Consider the following 17,940-nt stretch of genomic DNA (forward strand, 5'->3'; position numbering starts at 1 on the left):
GCGTCATCCAGAACATGCAACCACCGATCAGCTGTCGTTGCTACCGGTAGACGGCGCTCGATAATCGGGTGACCGCAGATACTGCTTTTAGCAGTTCACCCATAGGTAGCCAATACCATCTTGGCAAACTCGTTCTTGCTTGGCTGGTGCCCATAGGATTTCAGGTATTGACGCCACTCGGACTCGAGTATGGGGCTTTCGTATTCGCCCTCCGTCGCCAGATGTGTAGCTGCATCGTCTATCAGGGCCTGGGTGTAATGTTTCGAGGATTTGTTTGTACTGGCTTCCGAAGTTGAAATGAACGGTCCCGCCACTGTGAGAAGCAAGCCGATACCCGTCAGCATTGAGAACTCCAGGGGGCCACCGTTCACCAGGCATCCAATACCAACGCAGCCTTCTGCTCGAACAGAGGTGCTGGTTGTGAGCGTCAGCATGACAACCAGTGCGCATCCAATCCCCGATATTGATTGTTTATTGTGTCTACCGCTCATGTTGGTTTTAAAGCTCCCTTTATTGCTTACAAATCCCTTTGTGAAGCGATTGCACATGGCAAGTGACTGGAGGGTGTTTGTGATGCCTTACCAGCTCCCGAAGGGGATGCCGTATTTTTCGATGTAGGTTTTGGATGCGTCTTTGAGAGGTCGATGTTGACCTCCGGATTTACCGTCATAGGGACCTTTGGGGTTGATAGTTCCTTCGACTCGGGTAATTTCGACTGACTTCAAGCACGGCCCGCTTAGCCACACCTTGGCAATGCCGCCAGGCGCCAAGCCGATACCTATGCGATCGCGGTAGTCCGTGATCCATTTGCCATCCAGTCTGCAGTACGCCTTTTCCGGTTTGCGCATGATTTCCCGCGCAGACTCGGGAATCACAATGTAGGCCTCATAAGTTTGAGGCTCAGCCAGTGATTGCCATCGCACATAGATCAAGCGGGGAAGATCGGCACCGGTGACGTCACGTCCGGCGCCGCTGCCGGGGCTGTCAGGCCAGCCTGCGGGCTTGCCCTTGTTGTCGGCGGGGGTGTTCACCGAGGCAATCCCGGCGCCGGCGCGTTTGAACACACGTTCACGGATATCCACCACGTCGGCCGTTTCAATCCAGACCTCCATGTAGGCGGGTGCTCCGAAGCCGAGATACCAGGGCCGTTTGGTGATCGGTTGTGCATGACTTTGAGTGCAAAGCACCAACAGCAATCCGAAGACGAACCCCGTGTGTTTTTTGACGGGCCGAGTGAATTTATTCATGGGGGTGCACCACTCGTTGTTTGTTCTTTGTTGGGCGGTTGATAAAAACAACGCTCCAGTCGCTGTTGTTGAAATCTTTGGCTGCGTTCCAGTGCGCAGAAAGATGGATATAGCGGCTGCGTAACAAAGCCCGTTCTTTGATGGTCAGTCCCTCAACGGATGAATTTCCAAGCGCATAAGCCTCAAGCTTGGTGTAGATCGGGATCAGTTCCTCAGGCAGCGAAAGTTTTGAATCGTTTTCGTCAATCGCTTCAAATGGCACACCATGTCTGACTCCAAGCTCACGCATGATGCGTAGATACACCAGCGACAACTCACCGTGTACCGGGCGTTCAATCATGGCCGCAGCATAAACCCGCTTCTGGGGATCCGGTGTGGATCTGCCCCTTTCCAATCGTTGAATTACAGGGGTCTCCCAGAGTGCAACCCGCAGTTGATTGCCTGGAGCGTCATCTTCGATGACGCCTTTCGTATACCAGGCAAATGCCTCCTTTTCGGCAGCGACATAGGCTGCGCTACGGGTCGCTTCGTGGCTTCGCCTGATGGTGCTGCTGACCGGACTGCTCAACAGAAGTTTCTCCCTGGCTCTGGGCAGATAACCACCTCCCAGATCCGAGTGGGCGCCGGGTAATACCAGATCAATCTCACCCAGGCTGTTAAGGGCAAAGTTCTCGCGATATTCATCACGAGCCACCAGGTGCACCACTTTGCTGGCGCAACCTTCCGGCAGCTTCAAGTCCAGCCTGGGATTTCTGCTGTTAGCGCCTGTGAAGTCGAGCAACCATGGATTGGTGATTGCCGCGACGGTATCAAACAGACCAATGAAATTGATGCTGATACTTGATTGTGGATCCCAGTCAAAGCTACTTGCTAAAGACGGAGAGCCCGCTGGCAGCGCCTTTGCAAGAATACTGCGCTTGCCTTTGAGCACCTCGTTTGCGAAGTGCCGTGCAGCGGCGGCGCCTCGACTGAAACCGAAAATATCGAACTCGATTCTTTCTATTAGCGCGTTGGGATTGTTTTTTATCAGTGCCCGCATTTGCTTAATGATTTTTTCAGGGCTCTGCTCCACACGAGCCAGGACACCCGTTTCGCCTCGGCCGGTTGCCTGGGCGTAAAGTGAATCGCCTCCATCAGCTGTCGTACCAATGCCTTCGATGTATACGCGCAAGGAAGCCTGTTTCGTTTTTTCCGGCAGTACCTCGAACGCATGGTCCGTATACAGCTCATGCAACCGCACGATATTGCTCACATCATTGCCATAACTGTTATCCGGCGAGTTGCCATTTCCGTCATAGCCATAAGTGGCGCAGTGCTTCTGAATCTCTTCGGCTGCCTCCGCCAGATTGGCATCTGGCGCATAGCAAGCCGCGACCGTTTCGCTGTTGGCCTTGTTGTTCCCCGTCCCATCGAAAAACACGCCAATCCGCAACGTAATCCCGGCAGGCGTTTCATCCTCCAGCTCGACTTCTTCTTCCTCTTCTTCGAGCTCGCTTTCCTCTGGGGAGGGTTGCGAGGCGTTCGTCTGTCTTGCTGCCGGATTACCCGTGGCCTGCGACACAAAACGCTTGGCAGATTCATCCCTGGATACCTCGCCGCCCATCACAATCTCGGTACTGCTGAAGATCCCGCCCTCGTCGATCACGATGTGATGACCGCCTGCTTTCAGCGTGATGCTGGCGCCCGCATCCAGCACCACATTGGCACCGGCCTTGATCTGCACGTGCTGTCCCGCCTCGACGGCAATGACCTTGCCGACAGATGTCTGGCTGCTGCCCTGGATGCTTTCTCGTCGATCGCGTCCGACCTCCAGTCGACTGTCATGGAGGATCTGCCGCTCCATGTCGCGTTGGGCGCGCAGGTAAATCAGTTCCTGGCCGGCGCGGTCTTCTAGCGTCAGTTCGTTGTAGCCGCCGGTGTCGGGTGAGCTGCGACTGCGCAGCACGGTGCGGGTCTTGTGCTCTGGCAATCTGTAAGGTGCGGGCGTGAGTTTGTTGATCACGCAACCGGTAATCAGTGGTTGACCGGGGTCGCCCTCCAGAAAGGTCACCACGACTTCCATTCCGACGCGGGGAAGGGTCATTGCGCCAAAACCGTTTCCGGCCCAGTTCGACGACACTCGTACCCAACAACTGCTGCGTTCGCAGTTCAGCTCGGCCCGGTCCCAATGGAATTCGATCTTCACGCGACCGAACTCATCGCAGTAGATCTCTTCACCTTTTGGCCCGGTTACCCGAGCCGTCTGGCTCACCAACGGAGGACGGCGCGCAGAGAGAGGCGGGCGGAAAACCACTTCGGCAGGAATGGCGCGGAAGCTGTTGCGGTATCCCTGGGTAAAACCGTCTGCGGAAGCGGTTTCGTGTGTGGCATGTTCCTCCAGAACTTGAGGTTGTCGCCCGGTGTGCGTGACCTCAAGTAATTGCCACAGTCCGTTGCATTGCTTGCGGGGATGTTCGGTCAATTCGAACAGGTGGCCACAGCGCAGGGTTGGCTGGTTGCTCTGACCCTCGGCCGTTTCATAATCGGCGCGATGGCGTTCCAGGGCCTGACGGGCAAGTTGTTTGCCGCGTTTTTCGTTCTCCATCGCCAGCGGATAGCGATAGTCCTCAAGTCCGGGTGTGAAATCGGCGACAAAGCGGCTTTCAAGCAACAGGTGCGGGCGCTTCAGGTCGTAGTCCCGACGGGTGACGCGGCTGGTACGTGTTCGGGCGTGCCAGGAAAACCGGTGGACCACCGGGTACTCCGCCACCATCGCGCTGTCGTGCCGGTAGGTTGTTGCGTGCAATGTCTGTAGGAACACCGTGTCATCGGTGAATACCAGCAAATGCCTCTCCACAGAGTGCTGGTGATGCCATGCGATGCCGTCTTCGGCGCACAGGCGCTGGATGAACTCGAAATCGCTTTCACCGTACTGGGTGCAGTACGCACGTGGTGGCAAGGTCTGGACATGGAACCTGAACGCATCGGCAAGGATGCCGTGACGTTTGAGCACTTGGGTGATGATTTGCGGGACAGTCTGGTTCTGGAAAATCTGTTGATCGTGACTGAACTGCAAATAGTGGAGGACCGGAACCAGTGTCAGGCCATAGTGCGACAGGCGCTTTCCCGACTCGCCGGCCTGTACGTCCTCGATGCACCCGTGAATACCCTCGCCATCCAGTCCGAAGCGCAGGAACGCCGGCTGACCAAGCAAAGGTTCCACGTCGAAATCATGAACCTCGCAGACCAGTTCTACCTTGATGGCATACAGCGTGCTGACGGCCTCGGAACCCTCGAAAGCCAACACCTTGAAGTCGTTGCGAACGGCGGGAATCTGCAGCGTAAAGCGCGCAGAACTGACAGCTCCAGACATACGCTTGTCCTTAAGCAGAGAGGGAAATTTAGCGTGATGTCGAAACCCTCCCTGGTCAGCGCACGCGAACATTGCCCGGCACGCTAACAAGGCGTGAAACAAATTTATGTAAGAAGAGTCCCTGGTTTAAGTCGGAACATTCCGCGTTGTAAAACAGCGCCAGGGTTGTGGGAAATGCCTGTGGGAAAGTGATTCAAGGCGATAAGGAAACCCTGCGATAGTCCTGTCTGTGCAGGTATTCCAACAATATTCAACATATGAATTGCCATCAATTTGATGGCACTTTTATTGTTTGCAGTTGTCGCCGGTCATTTGTTAATAGATGAGCGTGTATTTTCGGAAGCGTCCTACTTCAAATTTTTTCCGTTTTTGTCATGCTTTCATCCGTATTTATGGAACGGTCGTGCCATCACTGTTGATGGCTTTCACTGGGCGCTCTAGATCAATGCTTACGGGGCAGCAGGCCGAAAATGTGAAATATAAACCGATATCAGGGAAACCCCTGCGACATATAGGGCGATCTCCTACACACCCCAATGAACAGTTCGTCTTGTTGTTTAATCGGATGCTTGCTAGTGGCCATCATTGTGATTACGATGCGCGCACTTGAAAGAGCACACACTCAATTGGATGAGTTTCCCCAATGCTCTTCGATACTGTCCCCGCGCCGCTGCAACTCCAATAGGCGTACGACCGTAATCCAAATAAAGGCCATGGATGTCCTACTCAAGCAAACTTTCCGCCCATTACCTCGAACTCGCTAAAGTCTCTGTTTCCAAAGAGAATTTTGCGGGCGAAGACGTTCGTTTCTCGAGCGAATTCGAGGCGCTGGAAAGCGAGCTGGCCAAAGCTTCGTCGATGCACGAAAGCGGGCAGGTCGACTGGCTGAAAATCCGCGAAAACAGCGAAAACCTGCTGCGCACCCAATCCAAGGATCTACGTGTCGGCGCCTGGCTGACCTGGTCGCTGTACCAGCGTGAATCCTTCCCCGGGCTGCTCGCCGGCCTCGGTTTGCTGCACCACTTGTCGGAAAATAACTGGGCCGACGTTCACCCGCTCAAGCCCCGTACCCGGGCCGCCGCCATCGGCTGGCTGGTGCCTCGTCTGGAGCAGGTGATCACCGAGAACATTGCGATCAAGGAACAGCTGCCGATGTTCCGGCAGTTGTTCGAGCACCTGTCCGGTCTGGACGCGGCCTGCACCGAACATCTGGGCGATGACGCGCCGCTGTTGCTGCCGCTCTCCCGCCGCCTGAAAACCATGATCCAGCGCGCCGCCGACAACCAGCCGGCCCCCGGCGTGGTGGGTGCGGCGGTGGCGCAGGTCAAACAGGCCGCCAGCCAGTTGCTGGCGCCGGGCGCGCCGATCGACAACGAGAAAGAAGCCCACAAGGCCCTCCGCGCCCAGCAGGAAAGCGCCCGCCCGCTGTGCGCCTGGTGGCTCAAGCAGAAGGCTACCGACCTGCGCGCCCTGCGCCTCAATCGCACCTTGCTGTGGATGACCATCGACGCGGTCCCCGAGCGCAACGCCGAGCAGATCACCGTGCTGCGCGGCTTGCCGGTGGACAAGCTCAAGCAGTATCAGGACCGTTTTGACCAAGGCAAATACGCCGACCTGCTGGTGGAACTGGAGGCGAGCCTGGCGAAGGCGCCGTTCTGGTTCGATGGCCAGAGGATGGTCTGGGAATGCCTCCAGAACCTCAACGCCGAGCTGGCCATGCGCGAAGTGGAAATCCACTTCGCGCTTTTGATTCAGCGCCTGCCCGGCATCATCGAGCTGCGTTTCCATGACGGCGCGCCGTTCGCCGATCCGTCCACCCGGGCGTGGATCGCGGGCAACGTCATGCCGCACCTGCAAAGCGCCAGCGCGCCGCGCAAGGTCGAAACCGAGAACGTCGAAACCCAGCCGGCCTGGGAAAAGGCCCTGGAAGAAGTCCAGCCGATCCTGCGCAAGGAAGGCCTCAAGCCGGCGGTACAGATCCTCAAACAGGGTCTGCAATCGGCGCACGGCGGCCGCGAACGCTTCTTCTGGCAGTTCGCCCTCGCGCGGCTGTGCTTCCTGGCCAAGAAATACGAACTCGCCAAGAACCAGCTCGAAACCCTCGATCAGACATTACAGGACTCAGGCCTGCACGCCTGGGAGCCCGATCTTGCATTGGAAGTGCTGCACCTGCTGCACAGTTGCTGCGAGTTGCTGCCGCAGAACCATGCCGTACGTGAACGCAAGGAAGAGATTTATCGCAGGCTGTGCCACCTCGACCTCGAAGTGGTACTCGAATAGGCCCCAGGGCCACAACCGCAAGGAGAAAAGCCATGGCCAAAGAAGGCTCGGTAGCCCCCAAGGAACGCATCAACGTCACCTTCAAACCCGCCACCGGCGGTGCTCAGGAAGAGATTGAACTGCCGCTGAAGCTGCTGGCAATCGGTGACTACACCCACCGCAAGGACGATCGCAAGATCGAGGATCGCAAGCCGATCAGCATCGACAAGATGACCTTCGACGAAGTGCTGGCCAAGCAAGAGCTGGGTCTGACGCTGAGCGTGCCGAACCGTCTGCAGGAAGATGGCGAGGCCGACGAGCTGGCCGTGCAACTGCGCGTCAACTCCATGAAGGACTTCAACCCGGCCAGCCTGGTCGAGCAAGTGCCTGAGCTGAAAAAACTGATGGAACTGCGCGATGCGCTGGTGGCCCTCAAGGGCCCGCTGGGTAACGCACCTGCGTTCCGTAAAGCCATCGAAGGCGTGCTCGCCGACGACGAATCCCGCGGTCGCGTACTCGGTGAGCTGGGCCTGAACGCCGCAGCCCCGGACGCCTGAGCCCACAGCAGCCAAGGAAGCCAACACAATGAGCACTAGCGCAGCACAACAGAACGCCGCCGAAAACGGCGAATACAGCATTCTCGACAGCATCATCGCCGAAACCCGCCTGACACCGGACGACGAAGCCTACGACATCGCCAAGCGCGGTGTGTCGGCGTTCATCGAAGAGCTGCTCAAGCCGCAGAACAACGGTGAGCCGGTCAAGAAAGCCATGGTTGACCGCATGATCGCCGAGATCGATGCCAAGCTCAGCCGTCAGATGGACGAAATCCTGCACCACCCGGACTTCCAGGCGCTGGAATCGTCGTGGCGTGGCCTGCAACTGCTGGTCGACCGCACCAACTTCCGCGAAAACATCAAGATCGAAATCCTCAACGTCTCCAAAGACGACCTGCTGGACGACTTCGAAGATTCGCCGGAAGTGATGCAGTCGGGCCTGTACAAGCACATCTACACCGCTGAATACGGCCAGTTCGGTGGTCAGCCGGTTGGCGCGATCATCGCCAACTACTACCTGTCCCCAAGCTCGCCGGACGTGAAACTGATGCAGTACGTGGCCAGCGTATCCTGCATGTCCCACGCGCCGTTCATCGCCGCTGCCGGCCCGAAATTCTTCGGCCTGGAAAGCTTCACCGGCCTGCCGGACCTGAAGGATCTGAAAGATCACTTCGAAGGCCCGCAATTCACCAAATGGCAGAGCTTCCGTACCTCGGAAGACTCCCGCTACGTTGGCCTGACCGTTCCGCGTTTCCTGCTGCGTAACCCGTACGACCCGGAAGAAAACCCGGTCAAATCGTTCGTGTACAAGGAAAACGTTGCCAACAGCCACGAGCACTACCTGTGGGGCAACACCGCTTACGCGTTCGGCACCAAGCTGACCGACAGCTTCGCCAAGTTCCGCTGGTGCCCGAACATCATCGGCCCACAGAGCGGCGGCGCCGTTGAAGACCTGCCTCTGCACCACTTCGAAAGCATGGGCGAAATCGAAACCAAGATTCCTACCGAGGTTCTGGTTTCCGACCGTCGTGAATACGAACTGGCCGAGGAAGGCTTCATCTCCCTGACCATGCGTAAAGGCTCCGACAACGCGGCGTTCTTCTCCGCAAGCTCGGTGCAGAAGCCGAAGTTCTTCGGCATCAGCGCAGAAGGCAAGGCTGCAGAGCTGAACTACAAGCTCGGCACCCAGCTGCCGTACATGATGATCGTCAACCGCCTGGCTCACTACCTGAAAGTGCTGCAGCGCGAGCAACTCGGTTCGTGGAAAGAGCGTACCGACCTCGAGCTGGAACTGAACAAGTGGATCCGCCAGTACGTGGCCGACCAGGAAAACCCGAGCGCCGAAGTACGTGGCCGTCGTCCGCTGCGCGCTGCGCAAGTGATCGTCAGCGACGTTGAAGGCGAGCCGGGCTGGTACCGCGTCAGCCTGAACGTGCGCCCGCACTTCAAGTACATGGGTGCCGATTTCACCCTGTCGCTGGTTGGCAAGCTGGACAAAGAGTAAGAGCGACTCATGGACGGATACGGCAGCCTTTTCGAACGCCTCAACGGCGACGCGGAACTACGCAAGGGCAAGAGCCTCGAGGCTTCTGCCATGGCGTCGGTGGCTGCCCATCTGGCCAAAATGCTCAGCACCCGGGCCGGCAGCGTGCAAACGCTGTCCGACTACGGGTTGCCCGATCTCAATGACATGCGCCTGAGCCTGCACGACTCCCTGAGTCAGGCCCGCCTGGCCATCGAAAGCTTCATCGAAGCCTACGAACCGCGCCTGAGCAACGTGCGTGTCATTTCCCTGCCGCGTGACCACGACCAGCTCCGACTGGCCTTCAGCATCGAAGGCCTGCTGGAAGTCGAGGGTTTCAAGCGTCAGGTCAGTTTCGCCGCGCGCCTGGATGGCAGCGGTCAAGTGAAGGTCACCTAAGGAGAACCCCGATGTCTGGCAAACCTGCAGCACGCGTATCCGACCCCACTGCTTGCCCGCTCCCCGGCCACGGCACCAACCCGATTGCCGCCGGCTCCGGCGACGTGTTCTTCGACGGCCTCGCGGCCGCCCGCGAAGGCGATGCCTCCGCGTGCGGTGGTGCGTTGGTTGGCGATCTGGCGACCACGGTTCTGATCAATGGCAAGCCCGCGGCCACCGTTGGTTCGGTTGGTTCTCACGGCAATAAAGTCACGGCTGGATCAGGGACGGTGATTATCGGCAATTCGCATTCGCCGGCGCCGTTTGTGCCGCCGTTGCCGGTGGAGATTCAGTGGCCGTTTAACGAGCACTACGTAATCAATTGCCAAGATTCCGGTAAGCCGCTGGCTGGTGTTGCGTACAGCTTCAAAACCGCTTCGGGGAAAATAATTACCGGAGTTACAGGTGTCGACGGTAAGACGCAGAAAGTCTCATCTTCGGAAGCGGAATCATACGAGCTGATTATCGAGCAACAAACTGAAGTTGTAATTGGATAACGGTAGGAAGGGCTTAGATATGGCGGATACGAAAATAGCTTCCACTCTGACGCCGGCCAGTAACCAAGCCGGAAAGTCCGCTGCTGTGCGTCAATTTAAAATTACAGACATCCCTTCTGCGATGGACAAGATGAGTTGGCCGGTTGCCGCAAAACTCATGCGTCATTGGTTTAACGGTAAACCTTGGTCTACTCCCGACGGTGCCATGAGTAAGGAGGTCAAGGATCATGATGCCCTTCCGGATCTGGTTTATGTAGAAAGTACCATCGTAAAAATGGCATGGCTCAATCAGTTCGAACCTGCCAAAGCCGTAATCAAGGAGTTGGAGTCCGTTTGGGATAATCCTCCAGCTCGTGCCAACATAAGCAAAAAAATTAAAGATAAGTATCTTGGTTCGAAACCGGGTACTTATCCTTTTAAGTTTGATAGCGCCAGAAAGGTTGAAGAGTTTGGATACAGTAATAACCGCGCAATCAAATTTGGGCTCATAGAAAAAACGGATGAGCTCAGGGCCGCACTGGCAAATTTCAACATTAGAGTATTTCCAGAGGGGCAGTTGGTGGTGTCCGCAGACAGCATCCAGTTGTTTGTAAGTCGTATTGGTTTTTACGCCGAAGATGCTTATGACTTCAATGACTCGCCGGACGACAATTTTAGCCAGCCGTTAGGGTTCTGGAATTTTGATGGGATTGCCAATCCGGCCTACGCCGCCGCCGCAAACGCTGGCATGGCGCAGATGAAATCAGATATTTCGTCGAACCCGTATATTAGTGCGGAAGACTCTCAAGCGATGTTTAAAGAAATAGAAAGCTCGCGCTATTTTTATATTACCAATTCCCATTTTGTTAAGTACCGCTCGGAATTTGGTAAGGGCGGTGATTTTCAGGTTTTGTCTGATATCCAATACAAAACTGTTGCGCCGACGATTATCAATGTCTGGAATAAATGATGCGGTTCTTGATTTTTATTGTTGTCAATTTGAAGGGTGTGGGACGTAATGATCATGCCTAAGAAAAAATGGTTGTGGACGATCAGTCTATTCCTGGTTGTTGTTGCTGCATCGCTTATCTACTCCGTTGACGCAATGCTGGGGTTCCCTGCAAGTACGGCTAAAAAAAGCCCTTCGGGGCGCTATACGATCGAGAATGTGCGTGTCGGTAGAATTTTTATGCTTGGCGGTATGGCGTATTTGAGAATTACTGATGTGCAAAACCCGAGGGAAATCTACCGGACACCGTTGTACGATACACAATCGCTGGATATGCGCGCGTTTGAAGACGATTCTCAGGTCGGTATCACCTGGATTGAGTTTGATAAAAAAAATAAAACATTCAGGATTTCCATGCCGCAATGGGAGGAAAGTTGGTTGAATCCTTTTATTAGTAATACGCCTTATGAGGTTATACCTAATTGAAGAGAGCTGACTGTCTGGAATGTCAGCCATCGGTGAGAATGGGGACTGTCCCCGATGTCATTACCGATGTCAAAGGCAATGCCATGAAAGCGTCCCTTAGAAAGAGCTTTTTACCTTTTTCGTTGTGCGTGCTTGTGCCGGTTTTGGTTCTTTTGGGCCTGAAGGTGATTAGCTCAAAGGCCGCGGAGCCTCTTTTCATTGACTGGAATGACTCAGGAAGCTGCTATATCGCAACGTATTCACCGAATTACATTTTTTTGGGTGTAGTGGCTGGTCGTGCGTTTAAGTACTTCAGCAGCCCGTATTTTTATCGCGTTTATACAAAAAATAACGACCTACTAAAAACATCAGAATGGTATCTCTGGCGGGATGAGGGGAGTCCCGGCGTTGCACCCGAATTTCGCGGAGAGATGATTGTTTATCCAGGCTCTGAAGGCTGGGAAAGTTGGATAGTTTCAGAGTGTCGTTGATGCCTGATTTAAAGCCGGCGTCGCTACCTGAGAAAGTTGGAGAGCGGTATTGATGGACGCAATGAGTTTGCAGGGGTATCTGGCCGGTGTTGCTGACAGTGATCTGTTTGGCTGCCTGGCCCTGTTGAGCTTGGTATTGCTCCTGACTGCCTCACATCGGGCTGCTCGAAATTCACGTCTTCACCGCGCACTAACGCTCTCGGTTTTGGCCGATGTTGTAGCTATCCATGGCCTTGGGTCGTGGTACGGAAATCTGAGACCAGCATGAGCAACTACTCGCGTATCTCCATGTGCCTGTTTGTCCATGCCTTCGGATGCGTGGCCTACGTGTTTTTGAATGATGCAGTCGTACATGCCTACAAGCATCTGAACGGTGGGTTCACCACTCGTGGAGTCGCCATCGGTATGGCCAGCTACGCGATGTTTTACATATTTCTCGGGGTCAATCTGATTGCAGCGCTGATTCCAGGCCTCGTCGCCAAGCTAGTGATCCTGAGCCTTCTGGTGGGATTCATCCTGCTCTGGATGCTCCCCGACAACCCGTTGAGAGCCTTGTTTTATGGCGTGGCTCAAGGTTGTGCCACGTTGCTGGCAATCCTGACCACTCAAGTCATCGAGTTGCGTTGGGCATCGCGAAACATCGCTGGACGCATCCAATCGGCTCAGTTTGAGAGCGTCATTCCATGATCAGGTCGGGCATCGAGCGTAATCCACAGGACAGTTTTTTCATGAGTTCCACTACCAGGCAGGTAACCCGTGTCCTTTAACCACTACTACCAAAGCGAACTCACCGCACTGCGCCAACTGGGCCGCCGTTTCGCCGAGCGTAGTCCGGCGTTGGCGCCGTTTCTGGGGCAGGCCGGGCGGGATCCGGATGTGGAGCGGTTGCTGGAAGGCTTTGCGTTTCTGACCGGGCGCTTGCGCCAGAAGCTCGATGACGAGTTGCCGGAGCTCAGCCATTCCCTGATGCAGTTGCTGTGGCCGAACTACATGCGCCCGCTGCCGGCGTTCAGCATTCTGCAGTTCGATCCGCTCAAACGTTCGGGGCCGGCGCTGAAGGTCGAGCGTGATACGCCGATCGAGAGCGTGCCGATCGAAGACGTGCGTTGCCGCTTCCGCACCTGCTACCCGACCGAAGTCATGGCGCTGGATCTGGCCGCGCTGAACTACTCGGTGAAGGGCGACGGCTCGTTGCTCAGCCTGCGCCTGGAGATGAGTGCCGACGGTCATCTCGGCGAACTGGAACTGAGCAAGCTGCGCCTGCACTTTGCCGGCGAGCGTTACATCAGCCAGATGCTCTACCTGAGCCTGCTGCGCAACCTCGACGGCATCGAACTGATCCCCCTCGACGGCGCTGGCAAGCCAATCGACGGCGTGAGCGGCAAGCCGATGGCGTTCAAGATTCCGGGTGACCGCGTCAAGCCAGTGGGCTTTGCCGAAGAAGAAGCGTTGATCCCGTATCCGCTGAACACCTTCCGGGGCTATCGCTACCTGCAGGAATACTTCGCCTTCCAGGACAAGTTCCTGTTCGTCGATGTCCATGGCCTGGACATTCTCAAGGCACTGCCAGAGGACACCCTCAAGCAGATGCGCGGTCTGGAATTGCGCTTCGATATCCGCAAGAGCGGCATCATGCGCATGCGCCCGACGACGGATAACGTGAAGCTGTTCTGCACGCCGATCGTCAACCTGTTCAAGCACGATGCACTGCCGATCCGCCTCGACGGCAAGCAGGACGAATATCTGCTGCTGCCGGCGGAATTCGATCTGGAAAACTGCGGTGTGTTCTCGGTGGAAACCGTGACCGGCTGGAAGCCCGGCGGCCTCGGTTATCAGGAATACGTGCCGTTCGAATCCTTCGAGCACGACCCGAGTTTCGACGTGCCCAACAGCCGTCCGCATTACAGCATCCGCCAGCGTTCGTCGCTGCTGCACGACGGTCTCGACACCTACCTGAGCTTCGGCATCCGCCACACCGAAGCCCACGAAACCCTGTCGATCGAGCTGGTCTGCACCAACCAGAACCTGCCGCGCAAGCTCAAGCTCGGGCAGATCTGCATGGCCTGCGAAGAGACCCCGGAGTTCCTGAGTTTCCGCAACATCACCCCGGCCACTTCGAGTTTTGCGCCCCCGCTGAACCGTGACTTCCTGTGGAAGCTGATCAGCAACATGTCGCTCAACTATCTGTCGCTGGCCGACGTCAATGCGTTGAAGGTGATTCTCGAAACCTACGACCTGCCGCGCTACTACGACCAGCACGCGGAGAAGGTCAGCAAGCGCCTGCTCGGCGGTCTGAAACTGATCAAGCATCACCACGTCGACCGGCTGCACCGTGGCTTGCCGGTGCGCGGTCTGCGCACCGAACTGACCATCGACCCGGAAGGGTATATCGGTGAGGGCGACCTGTTCGTCTTCGCCTCGGTTCTCAACGAGTTTTTCGCGCTTTACGCCAGTCTCAATTCATTCCACGAGCTGCGGGTAAAAAGCACACAGGGAGAGGTGTACCAATGGACACCACGTATGGGCCTGCAGCCCCTGCTTTAAGCGGGCTGACGAAGGTAATACGCGAGTACTCGCTGTTTCAGGCCGTGCTGCTGGTGATCGACCGGCTGCGCGAGGCGCACCCGTACCTGAGCGAAGAGGATCTGTACGACCAGGTGGAGTTCCAGGCCAATCCGAGCCTTGGATTTCCGCGCAGCGATGTCGATCGCGTGGAGTTTTTCGAAGAGCACGGGCAGATGCGCGCGCGCCTGCGCTTCAACCTGATCGGTCTGGTCGGTTCCGGATCGCCGTTGCCGGCGTTCTACGGCGAACAAGCCCTGGGCGACAGCGAAGACGGCAACCCGACGCGCAATTTCCTCGATCTGTTCCACCATCGCCTGCAACGGCTGATGCTGCCGATCTGGCGCAAATACCGTTACCGCGCGAGCTTCCAGAGCGGCGCGGTCGACCCGTTTTCGTCGCAGCTGTTTGCGCTGATCGGCCTCGGTGGCGACGAGATTCGCCGGGCCAAGGAGCTGAACTGGAAACGCCTGCTGCCGTACCTCGGCCTGCTGAGCCTGCGGGCCCACTCGGCGGCGCTGATCGAAGCGGTGCTGCGTTACTACTTCAAGCACGAAGACCTGGTCATCGAGCAGTGCATCGAGCGCCGTGTGGAGATTCTCGAAGAACAGCGCAACCGCCTCGGCTTCGCCAACAGCGTGCTGGGTGAAGACCTGGTGCTGGGCGAACACGTGCGCGACCGCAGCGGCAAGTTCCGCATTCACATCACCGAACTCGACTGGGAACGCTTCCACGAATTCCTGCCCATCGGTTTCGGTTACCAGCCGCTCTGCGCGCTGGTGCGGTTCACCTTGCGTGACCCGCTCGATTACGACATTCGCCTGGTGCTGCGCCCGGAAGAAATCCGCGAACTGCGCATTGGCGAGAAGAACGACTGTCGCCTGGGTTGGACCAGTTGGCTGGGCTGCGAGAAAGCAGACGGCGTGGTGACCCTGGGCAGCAAAATTCATTAAGGACGTGAGCCATGATCAACGTAGACCTGCAACAACTCATCCAGGCGCTGGACGCCGAAACCCGTCGCGATCTGGAGCGTTCCGCCGAGCGCTGCGTCGCCCGTGGCGGTAGCAAGATTCTGGTCGAAGACCTGATGCTGGGCCTGCTGGAACGCCCGAACGGTCTGCTCTCCCGCGCACTGCAGGATGCCGACGTTGATGCCGGCGAACTGAGCGCCGCGCTGCAATCGCGGGTCGAGCACAGCGCTTCGCGCAACCCGGTGTTCGCTCCGGAGCTGGTGCAGTGGCTGCAAGACGCACTGCTGGTGGCCAACCTTGAACTGGGCCAGACCTCGGTGGAAGACGCGGCGCTGATCCTCGCGCTGCTGCGCAACCCGATGCGTTACGCCGGCAGCCGCTACCAGCCGTTGCTCGCCAAGTTGAACATTGATCGCCTGAAAGAATTTGCCCTGTCGCAACAGCCTCAGGCAGCGGCCAACGGCAAACCGGCCGCCCAGGGCGAATCGCTGCTGGAGCGCTTCACCCACAACCTGACCCAGCAGGCCCGCGACGGCAAACTCGACCCGGTGCTGTGCCGCGATGGCGCGATCCGCCAGATGGTCGACATCCTCGCCCGTCGCCGCAAGAACAACCCGATTGTGGTCGGTGAAGCCGGTGTCGGTAAAACCGCCATCGTCGAAGGCCTGGCCTCGCGCATCGCCGCCGGTGAAGTGCCGCAGGTCTTGAAAGGCGTTGAACTGCTGTCTCTGGACATGGGCCTGTTGCAGGCCGGCGCCAGCGTCAAAGGTGAATTCGAACGTCGTCTGAAAGGCGTGATCGACGAGGTCAAAGCCTCGCCGAAGCCGATCATCCTGTTCATCGACGAAGCCCACACCCTGATCGGCGCGGGCGGCAATGCCGGCGGTTCCGACGCGGCCAACCTGCTGAAGCCGGCGCTGGCCCGTGGCGAACTGCGCACCATCGCCGCCACCACCTGGGCCGAGTACAAGAAATACTTCGAGAAAGACCCGGCGCTGGCCCGTCGTTTCCAGCCGGTTCAACTGCACGAACCGACGGTGAACGAAGCGGTGACCATCCTTCGTGGCCTGGCTCAGGTCTACGAGAAGAGCCACGGCATCTACCTGCGCGATGACGCGGTGGTGTCGGCAGCGGAACTGTCTGCCCGTTACCTGGCCGGTCGCCAACTGCCGGACAAGGCTGTCGATGTGCTCGACACCGCCTGTGCCCGCGTACGCATCAGCCTCGCCGCCGCCCCGGAAAGCCTGGAGCGCCTGCGTGGCGAACTGGCGGAAGGTGGCCGTCAGCGTCAGGCCCTGCGCCGCGACGCCGAAGCCGGTCTGCTGATCGACCACGAAGCGCTGGAGGCACTGGAAGCGCGCCTGGATGAAGCCGAAACCGAAATGGTCGCACTGGAAACCCTGTGGACCGAGCAGAAACAACTGGCCGAGCGTCTGCTGGAACTGCGTCAGCAACTGGCCAAGGCCCGTGAAGCGGCGGCGGTCGAGCCGGTGGTCACCGTTGAGGAAGACGCCGAAGGCACCGTGATCGAAACTCACGCTGCCGAAGTCGACGAAACCCTCAGCGTCGAAGCGCTGGAAGCGCAACTCAACGAAACCCACAGCGCCCTGACCGCCGCTCAGGTCAAGGAGCGTCTGGTCAGCTTCGAAGTCTGCCCGCGTCTGGTGGCCGAAGTGATCAGCGCCTGGACCGGCGTGCCGCTGGCGCAACTGGCCCGCGAACACAACGCCAAGGTCGCCAGCTTCGCCACCGACCTGCGCACCCGCATCCGTGGTCAGGAACAAGCTGTGCACGCGCTGGATCGCTCGATGCGCGCCACCGCTGCCGGCCTGAACAAGCCTGACGCACCGGTCGGCGTGTTCCTGCTGGTGGGCCCGAGCGGCGTCGGCAAGACCGAAACCGCCCTGGCGCTCGCCGACCTGCTGTACGGCGGTGACCGCTTCATCACCACCATCAACATGTCCGAGTTCCAGGAGAAACACACCGTTTCCCGCCTGATCGGTGCACCGCCAGGCTACGTCGGTTACGGCGAGGGCGGCATGCTCACCGAAGCGGTGCGCCAGAAGCCGTACTCGGTGGTGCTGCTCGATGAAGTCGAAAAGGCCGACCCGGACGTGCTCAACCTGTTCTACCAAATCTTCGACAAAGGCGTGGCCAACGATGGCGAAGGGCGCGAGATCGATTTCCGCAACACGTTGATCCTGATGACCTCGAACCTGGGCAGCGACAAGATCAGCGACCTCTGCGAAGACGGCGCGCGGCCAACCGCCGAAGTGCTGGAAGAAACCATTCGCCCGGTGCTCAGCAAACACTTCAAACCGGCGCTGCTGGCGCGGATGAAAGTGGTGCCTTACTACCCGGTCGGCGGCCCGGTGCTGCGCGAGCTGATCGAGATCAAACTCGGTCGTCTGGGCGAGCGCCTGAACCGTCGTCAGCTGGATTTCAGCTGGTGCCAGAACCTCGTCGATCACCTGTCCGAGCGCTGCACCCAGAGCGAAAGCGGTGCGCGTCTGATCGACCACTTGCTCGACCAGCACGTGCTGCCGCTGGTGGCCGACCGCTTGCTCGACGCCATGGCCACCGGTGAAAGCCTCAAGCGCGTGCATGCGACGCTCGATGGTGAAGCCAGCGTGACCTGCGAGTTCGCCTGA

Annotated in this window: 15 protein-coding genes; 12 read left to right on the plus strand and 3 right to left on the minus strand. The window is 57.8% G+C overall.

Annotated elements, in window-relative coordinates:
- Nucleotides 1-95 precede the first annotated feature (95 nt).
- The 3 genes from OQ248_RS11145 to tssI form a co-directional block, all read right to left on the minus strand.
- Entirely contained in the window at nt 96-344 is a 249-nt protein-coding gene (locus OQ248_RS11145) for a hypothetical protein (RefSeq protein ID WP_265812856.1), read from the minus strand.
- 234 nt (nt 345-578) lie between these two features.
- A complete protein-coding gene (locus tag OQ248_RS11150; protein ID WP_265812857.1) occupies nt 579-1,247 on the minus strand; it encodes a DUF2931 family protein in 669 nt (222 codons plus the stop codon).
- Nucleotides 1,240-4,599, minus strand: a complete 3,360-nt coding sequence (tssI, locus tag OQ248_RS11155) for a type VI secretion system tip protein TssI/VgrG (protein ID WP_265812858.1) — start codon at nt 4,597-4,599, stop codon at nt 1,240-1,242. The genes OQ248_RS11150 and tssI overlap by 8 nt, the downstream gene beginning before the upstream one ends.
- A 717-nt stretch (nt 4,600-5,316) precedes the next feature.
- Here tssI and tssA point away from each other — a divergent pair.
- From tssA to tssH, 12 genes are all read left to right on the plus strand, one after another.
- Nucleotides 5,317-6,879, plus strand: a complete 1,563-nt coding sequence (gene tssA, locus OQ248_RS11160) for a type VI secretion system protein TssA (RefSeq protein ID WP_265812859.1) — start codon at nt 5,317-5,319, stop codon at nt 6,877-6,879.
- A 32-nt stretch (nt 6,880-6,911) separates the two neighbouring features.
- Nucleotides 6,912-7,415: a type VI secretion system contractile sheath small subunit gene (gene tssB / locus OQ248_RS11165; protein WP_003229587.1), complete on the plus strand. Its 504-nt coding sequence runs from the start codon at nt 6,912-6,914 to the stop codon at nt 7,413-7,415.
- A 28-nt stretch (nt 7,416-7,443) separates the two neighbouring features.
- Complete coding sequence (gene tssC / locus OQ248_RS11170; RefSeq protein ID WP_085708829.1) at nt 7,444-8,919, plus strand: type VI secretion system contractile sheath large subunit; 1,476 nt, start codon at nt 7,444-7,446, stop codon at nt 8,917-8,919.
- Between the two features lie 9 nt (nt 8,920-8,928).
- On the plus strand, nt 8,929-9,336 hold the full coding sequence (gene tssE / locus OQ248_RS11175; protein ID WP_102688426.1) for a type VI secretion system baseplate subunit TssE: 408 nt from the start codon (nt 8,929-8,931) through the stop codon (nt 9,334-9,336).
- An 11-nt stretch (nt 9,337-9,347) separates the two neighbouring features.
- Nucleotides 9,348-9,872, plus strand: coding sequence for a PAAR domain-containing protein (locus OQ248_RS11180; RefSeq protein ID WP_265812860.1), 525 nt, complete (start codon nt 9,348-9,350; stop codon nt 9,870-9,872).
- A gap of 19 nt (nt 9,873-9,891) precedes the next feature.
- Complete coding sequence (locus tag OQ248_RS11185) at nt 9,892-10,821, plus strand: DUF6402 family protein (RefSeq protein WP_265812861.1); 930 nt, start codon at nt 9,892-9,894, stop codon at nt 10,819-10,821.
- A 48-nt stretch (nt 10,822-10,869) separates the two neighbouring features.
- Nucleotides 10,870-11,286 (plus strand): hypothetical protein, encoded by a 417-nt coding sequence (locus OQ248_RS11190; protein WP_265812862.1) that lies wholly within the window; start codon nt 10,870-10,872, stop codon nt 11,284-11,286.
- Nucleotides 11,287-11,369: 83 nt separating this feature from the next.
- Nucleotides 11,370-11,756 (plus strand): hypothetical protein, encoded by a 387-nt coding sequence (locus OQ248_RS11195; protein ID WP_265812863.1) that lies wholly within the window; start codon nt 11,370-11,372, stop codon nt 11,754-11,756.
- Between the two features lie 264 nt (nt 11,757-12,020).
- The gene (locus OQ248_RS11200) at nt 12,021-12,443 is read left to right on the plus strand and encodes a hypothetical protein (protein ID WP_114886376.1); all 423 of its coding nucleotides are present in this window, start codon (nt 12,021-12,023) and stop codon (nt 12,441-12,443) included.
- Nucleotides 12,444-12,512: 69 nt separating this feature from the next.
- Nucleotides 12,513-14,300, plus strand: a complete 1,788-nt coding sequence (gene tssF / locus OQ248_RS11205) for a type VI secretion system baseplate subunit TssF (protein WP_007954380.1) — start codon at nt 12,513-12,515, stop codon at nt 14,298-14,300.
- Nucleotides 14,264-15,271, plus strand: coding sequence for a type VI secretion system baseplate subunit TssG (tssG, locus tag OQ248_RS11210; RefSeq protein ID WP_085708833.1), 1,008 nt, complete (start codon nt 14,264-14,266; stop codon nt 15,269-15,271). Before tssF ends, tssG begins: the two co-directional genes overlap by 37 nt.
- Nucleotides 15,272-15,282: 11 nt before the next feature.
- A complete protein-coding gene (gene tssH, locus OQ248_RS11215; RefSeq protein ID WP_265812864.1) occupies nt 15,283-17,940 on the plus strand; it encodes a type VI secretion system ATPase TssH in 2,658 nt (885 codons plus the stop codon).

It is taken from the genome of Pseudomonas sp. COW5, from assembly GCF_026240005.1.
GTDB lineage: Bacteria > Pseudomonadota > Gammaproteobacteria > Pseudomonadales > Pseudomonadaceae > Aquipseudomonas > Aquipseudomonas kribbensis.

Coding starts and splice junctions, on each gene's coding strand:
- OQ248_RS11145 (WP_265812856.1), bottom strand. CDS start 344: ATGCTGACGGGTATCGGCTTGCTTCTCACAGTGGCGGGACCGTTCATT.
- OQ248_RS11150 (WP_265812857.1), bottom strand. CDS start 1,247: ATGAATAAATTCACTCGGCCCGTCAAAAAACACACGGGGTTCGTCTTC.
- tssI (WP_265812858.1), bottom strand. CDS start 4,599: ATGTCTGGAGCTGTCAGTTCTGCGCGCTTTACGCTGCAGATTCCCGCC.
- tssA (WP_265812859.1), top strand. CDS start 5,317: ATGTCCTACTCAAGCAAACTTTCCGCCCATTACCTCGAACTCGCTAAA.
- tssB (WP_003229587.1), top strand. CDS start 6,912: ATGGCCAAAGAAGGCTCGGTAGCCCCCAAGGAACGCATCAACGTCACC.
- tssC (WP_085708829.1), top strand. CDS start 7,444: ATGAGCACTAGCGCAGCACAACAGAACGCCGCCGAAAACGGCGAATAC.
- tssE (WP_102688426.1), top strand. CDS start 8,929: ATGGACGGATACGGCAGCCTTTTCGAACGCCTCAACGGCGACGCGGAA.
- OQ248_RS11180 (WP_265812860.1), top strand. CDS start 9,348: ATGTCTGGCAAACCTGCAGCACGCGTATCCGACCCCACTGCTTGCCCG.
- OQ248_RS11185 (WP_265812861.1), top strand. CDS start 9,892: ATGGCGGATACGAAAATAGCTTCCACTCTGACGCCGGCCAGTAACCAA.
- OQ248_RS11190 (WP_265812862.1), top strand. CDS start 10,870: ATGATCATGCCTAAGAAAAAATGGTTGTGGACGATCAGTCTATTCCTG.
- OQ248_RS11195 (WP_265812863.1), top strand. CDS start 11,370: ATGAAAGCGTCCCTTAGAAAGAGCTTTTTACCTTTTTCGTTGTGCGTG.
- OQ248_RS11200 (WP_114886376.1), top strand. CDS start 12,021: ATGAGCAACTACTCGCGTATCTCCATGTGCCTGTTTGTCCATGCCTTC.
- tssG (WP_085708833.1), top strand. CDS start 14,264: ATGGACACCACGTATGGGCCTGCAGCCCCTGCTTTAAGCGGGCTGACG.
- tssH (WP_265812864.1), top strand. CDS start 15,283: ATGATCAACGTAGACCTGCAACAACTCATCCAGGCGCTGGACGCCGAA.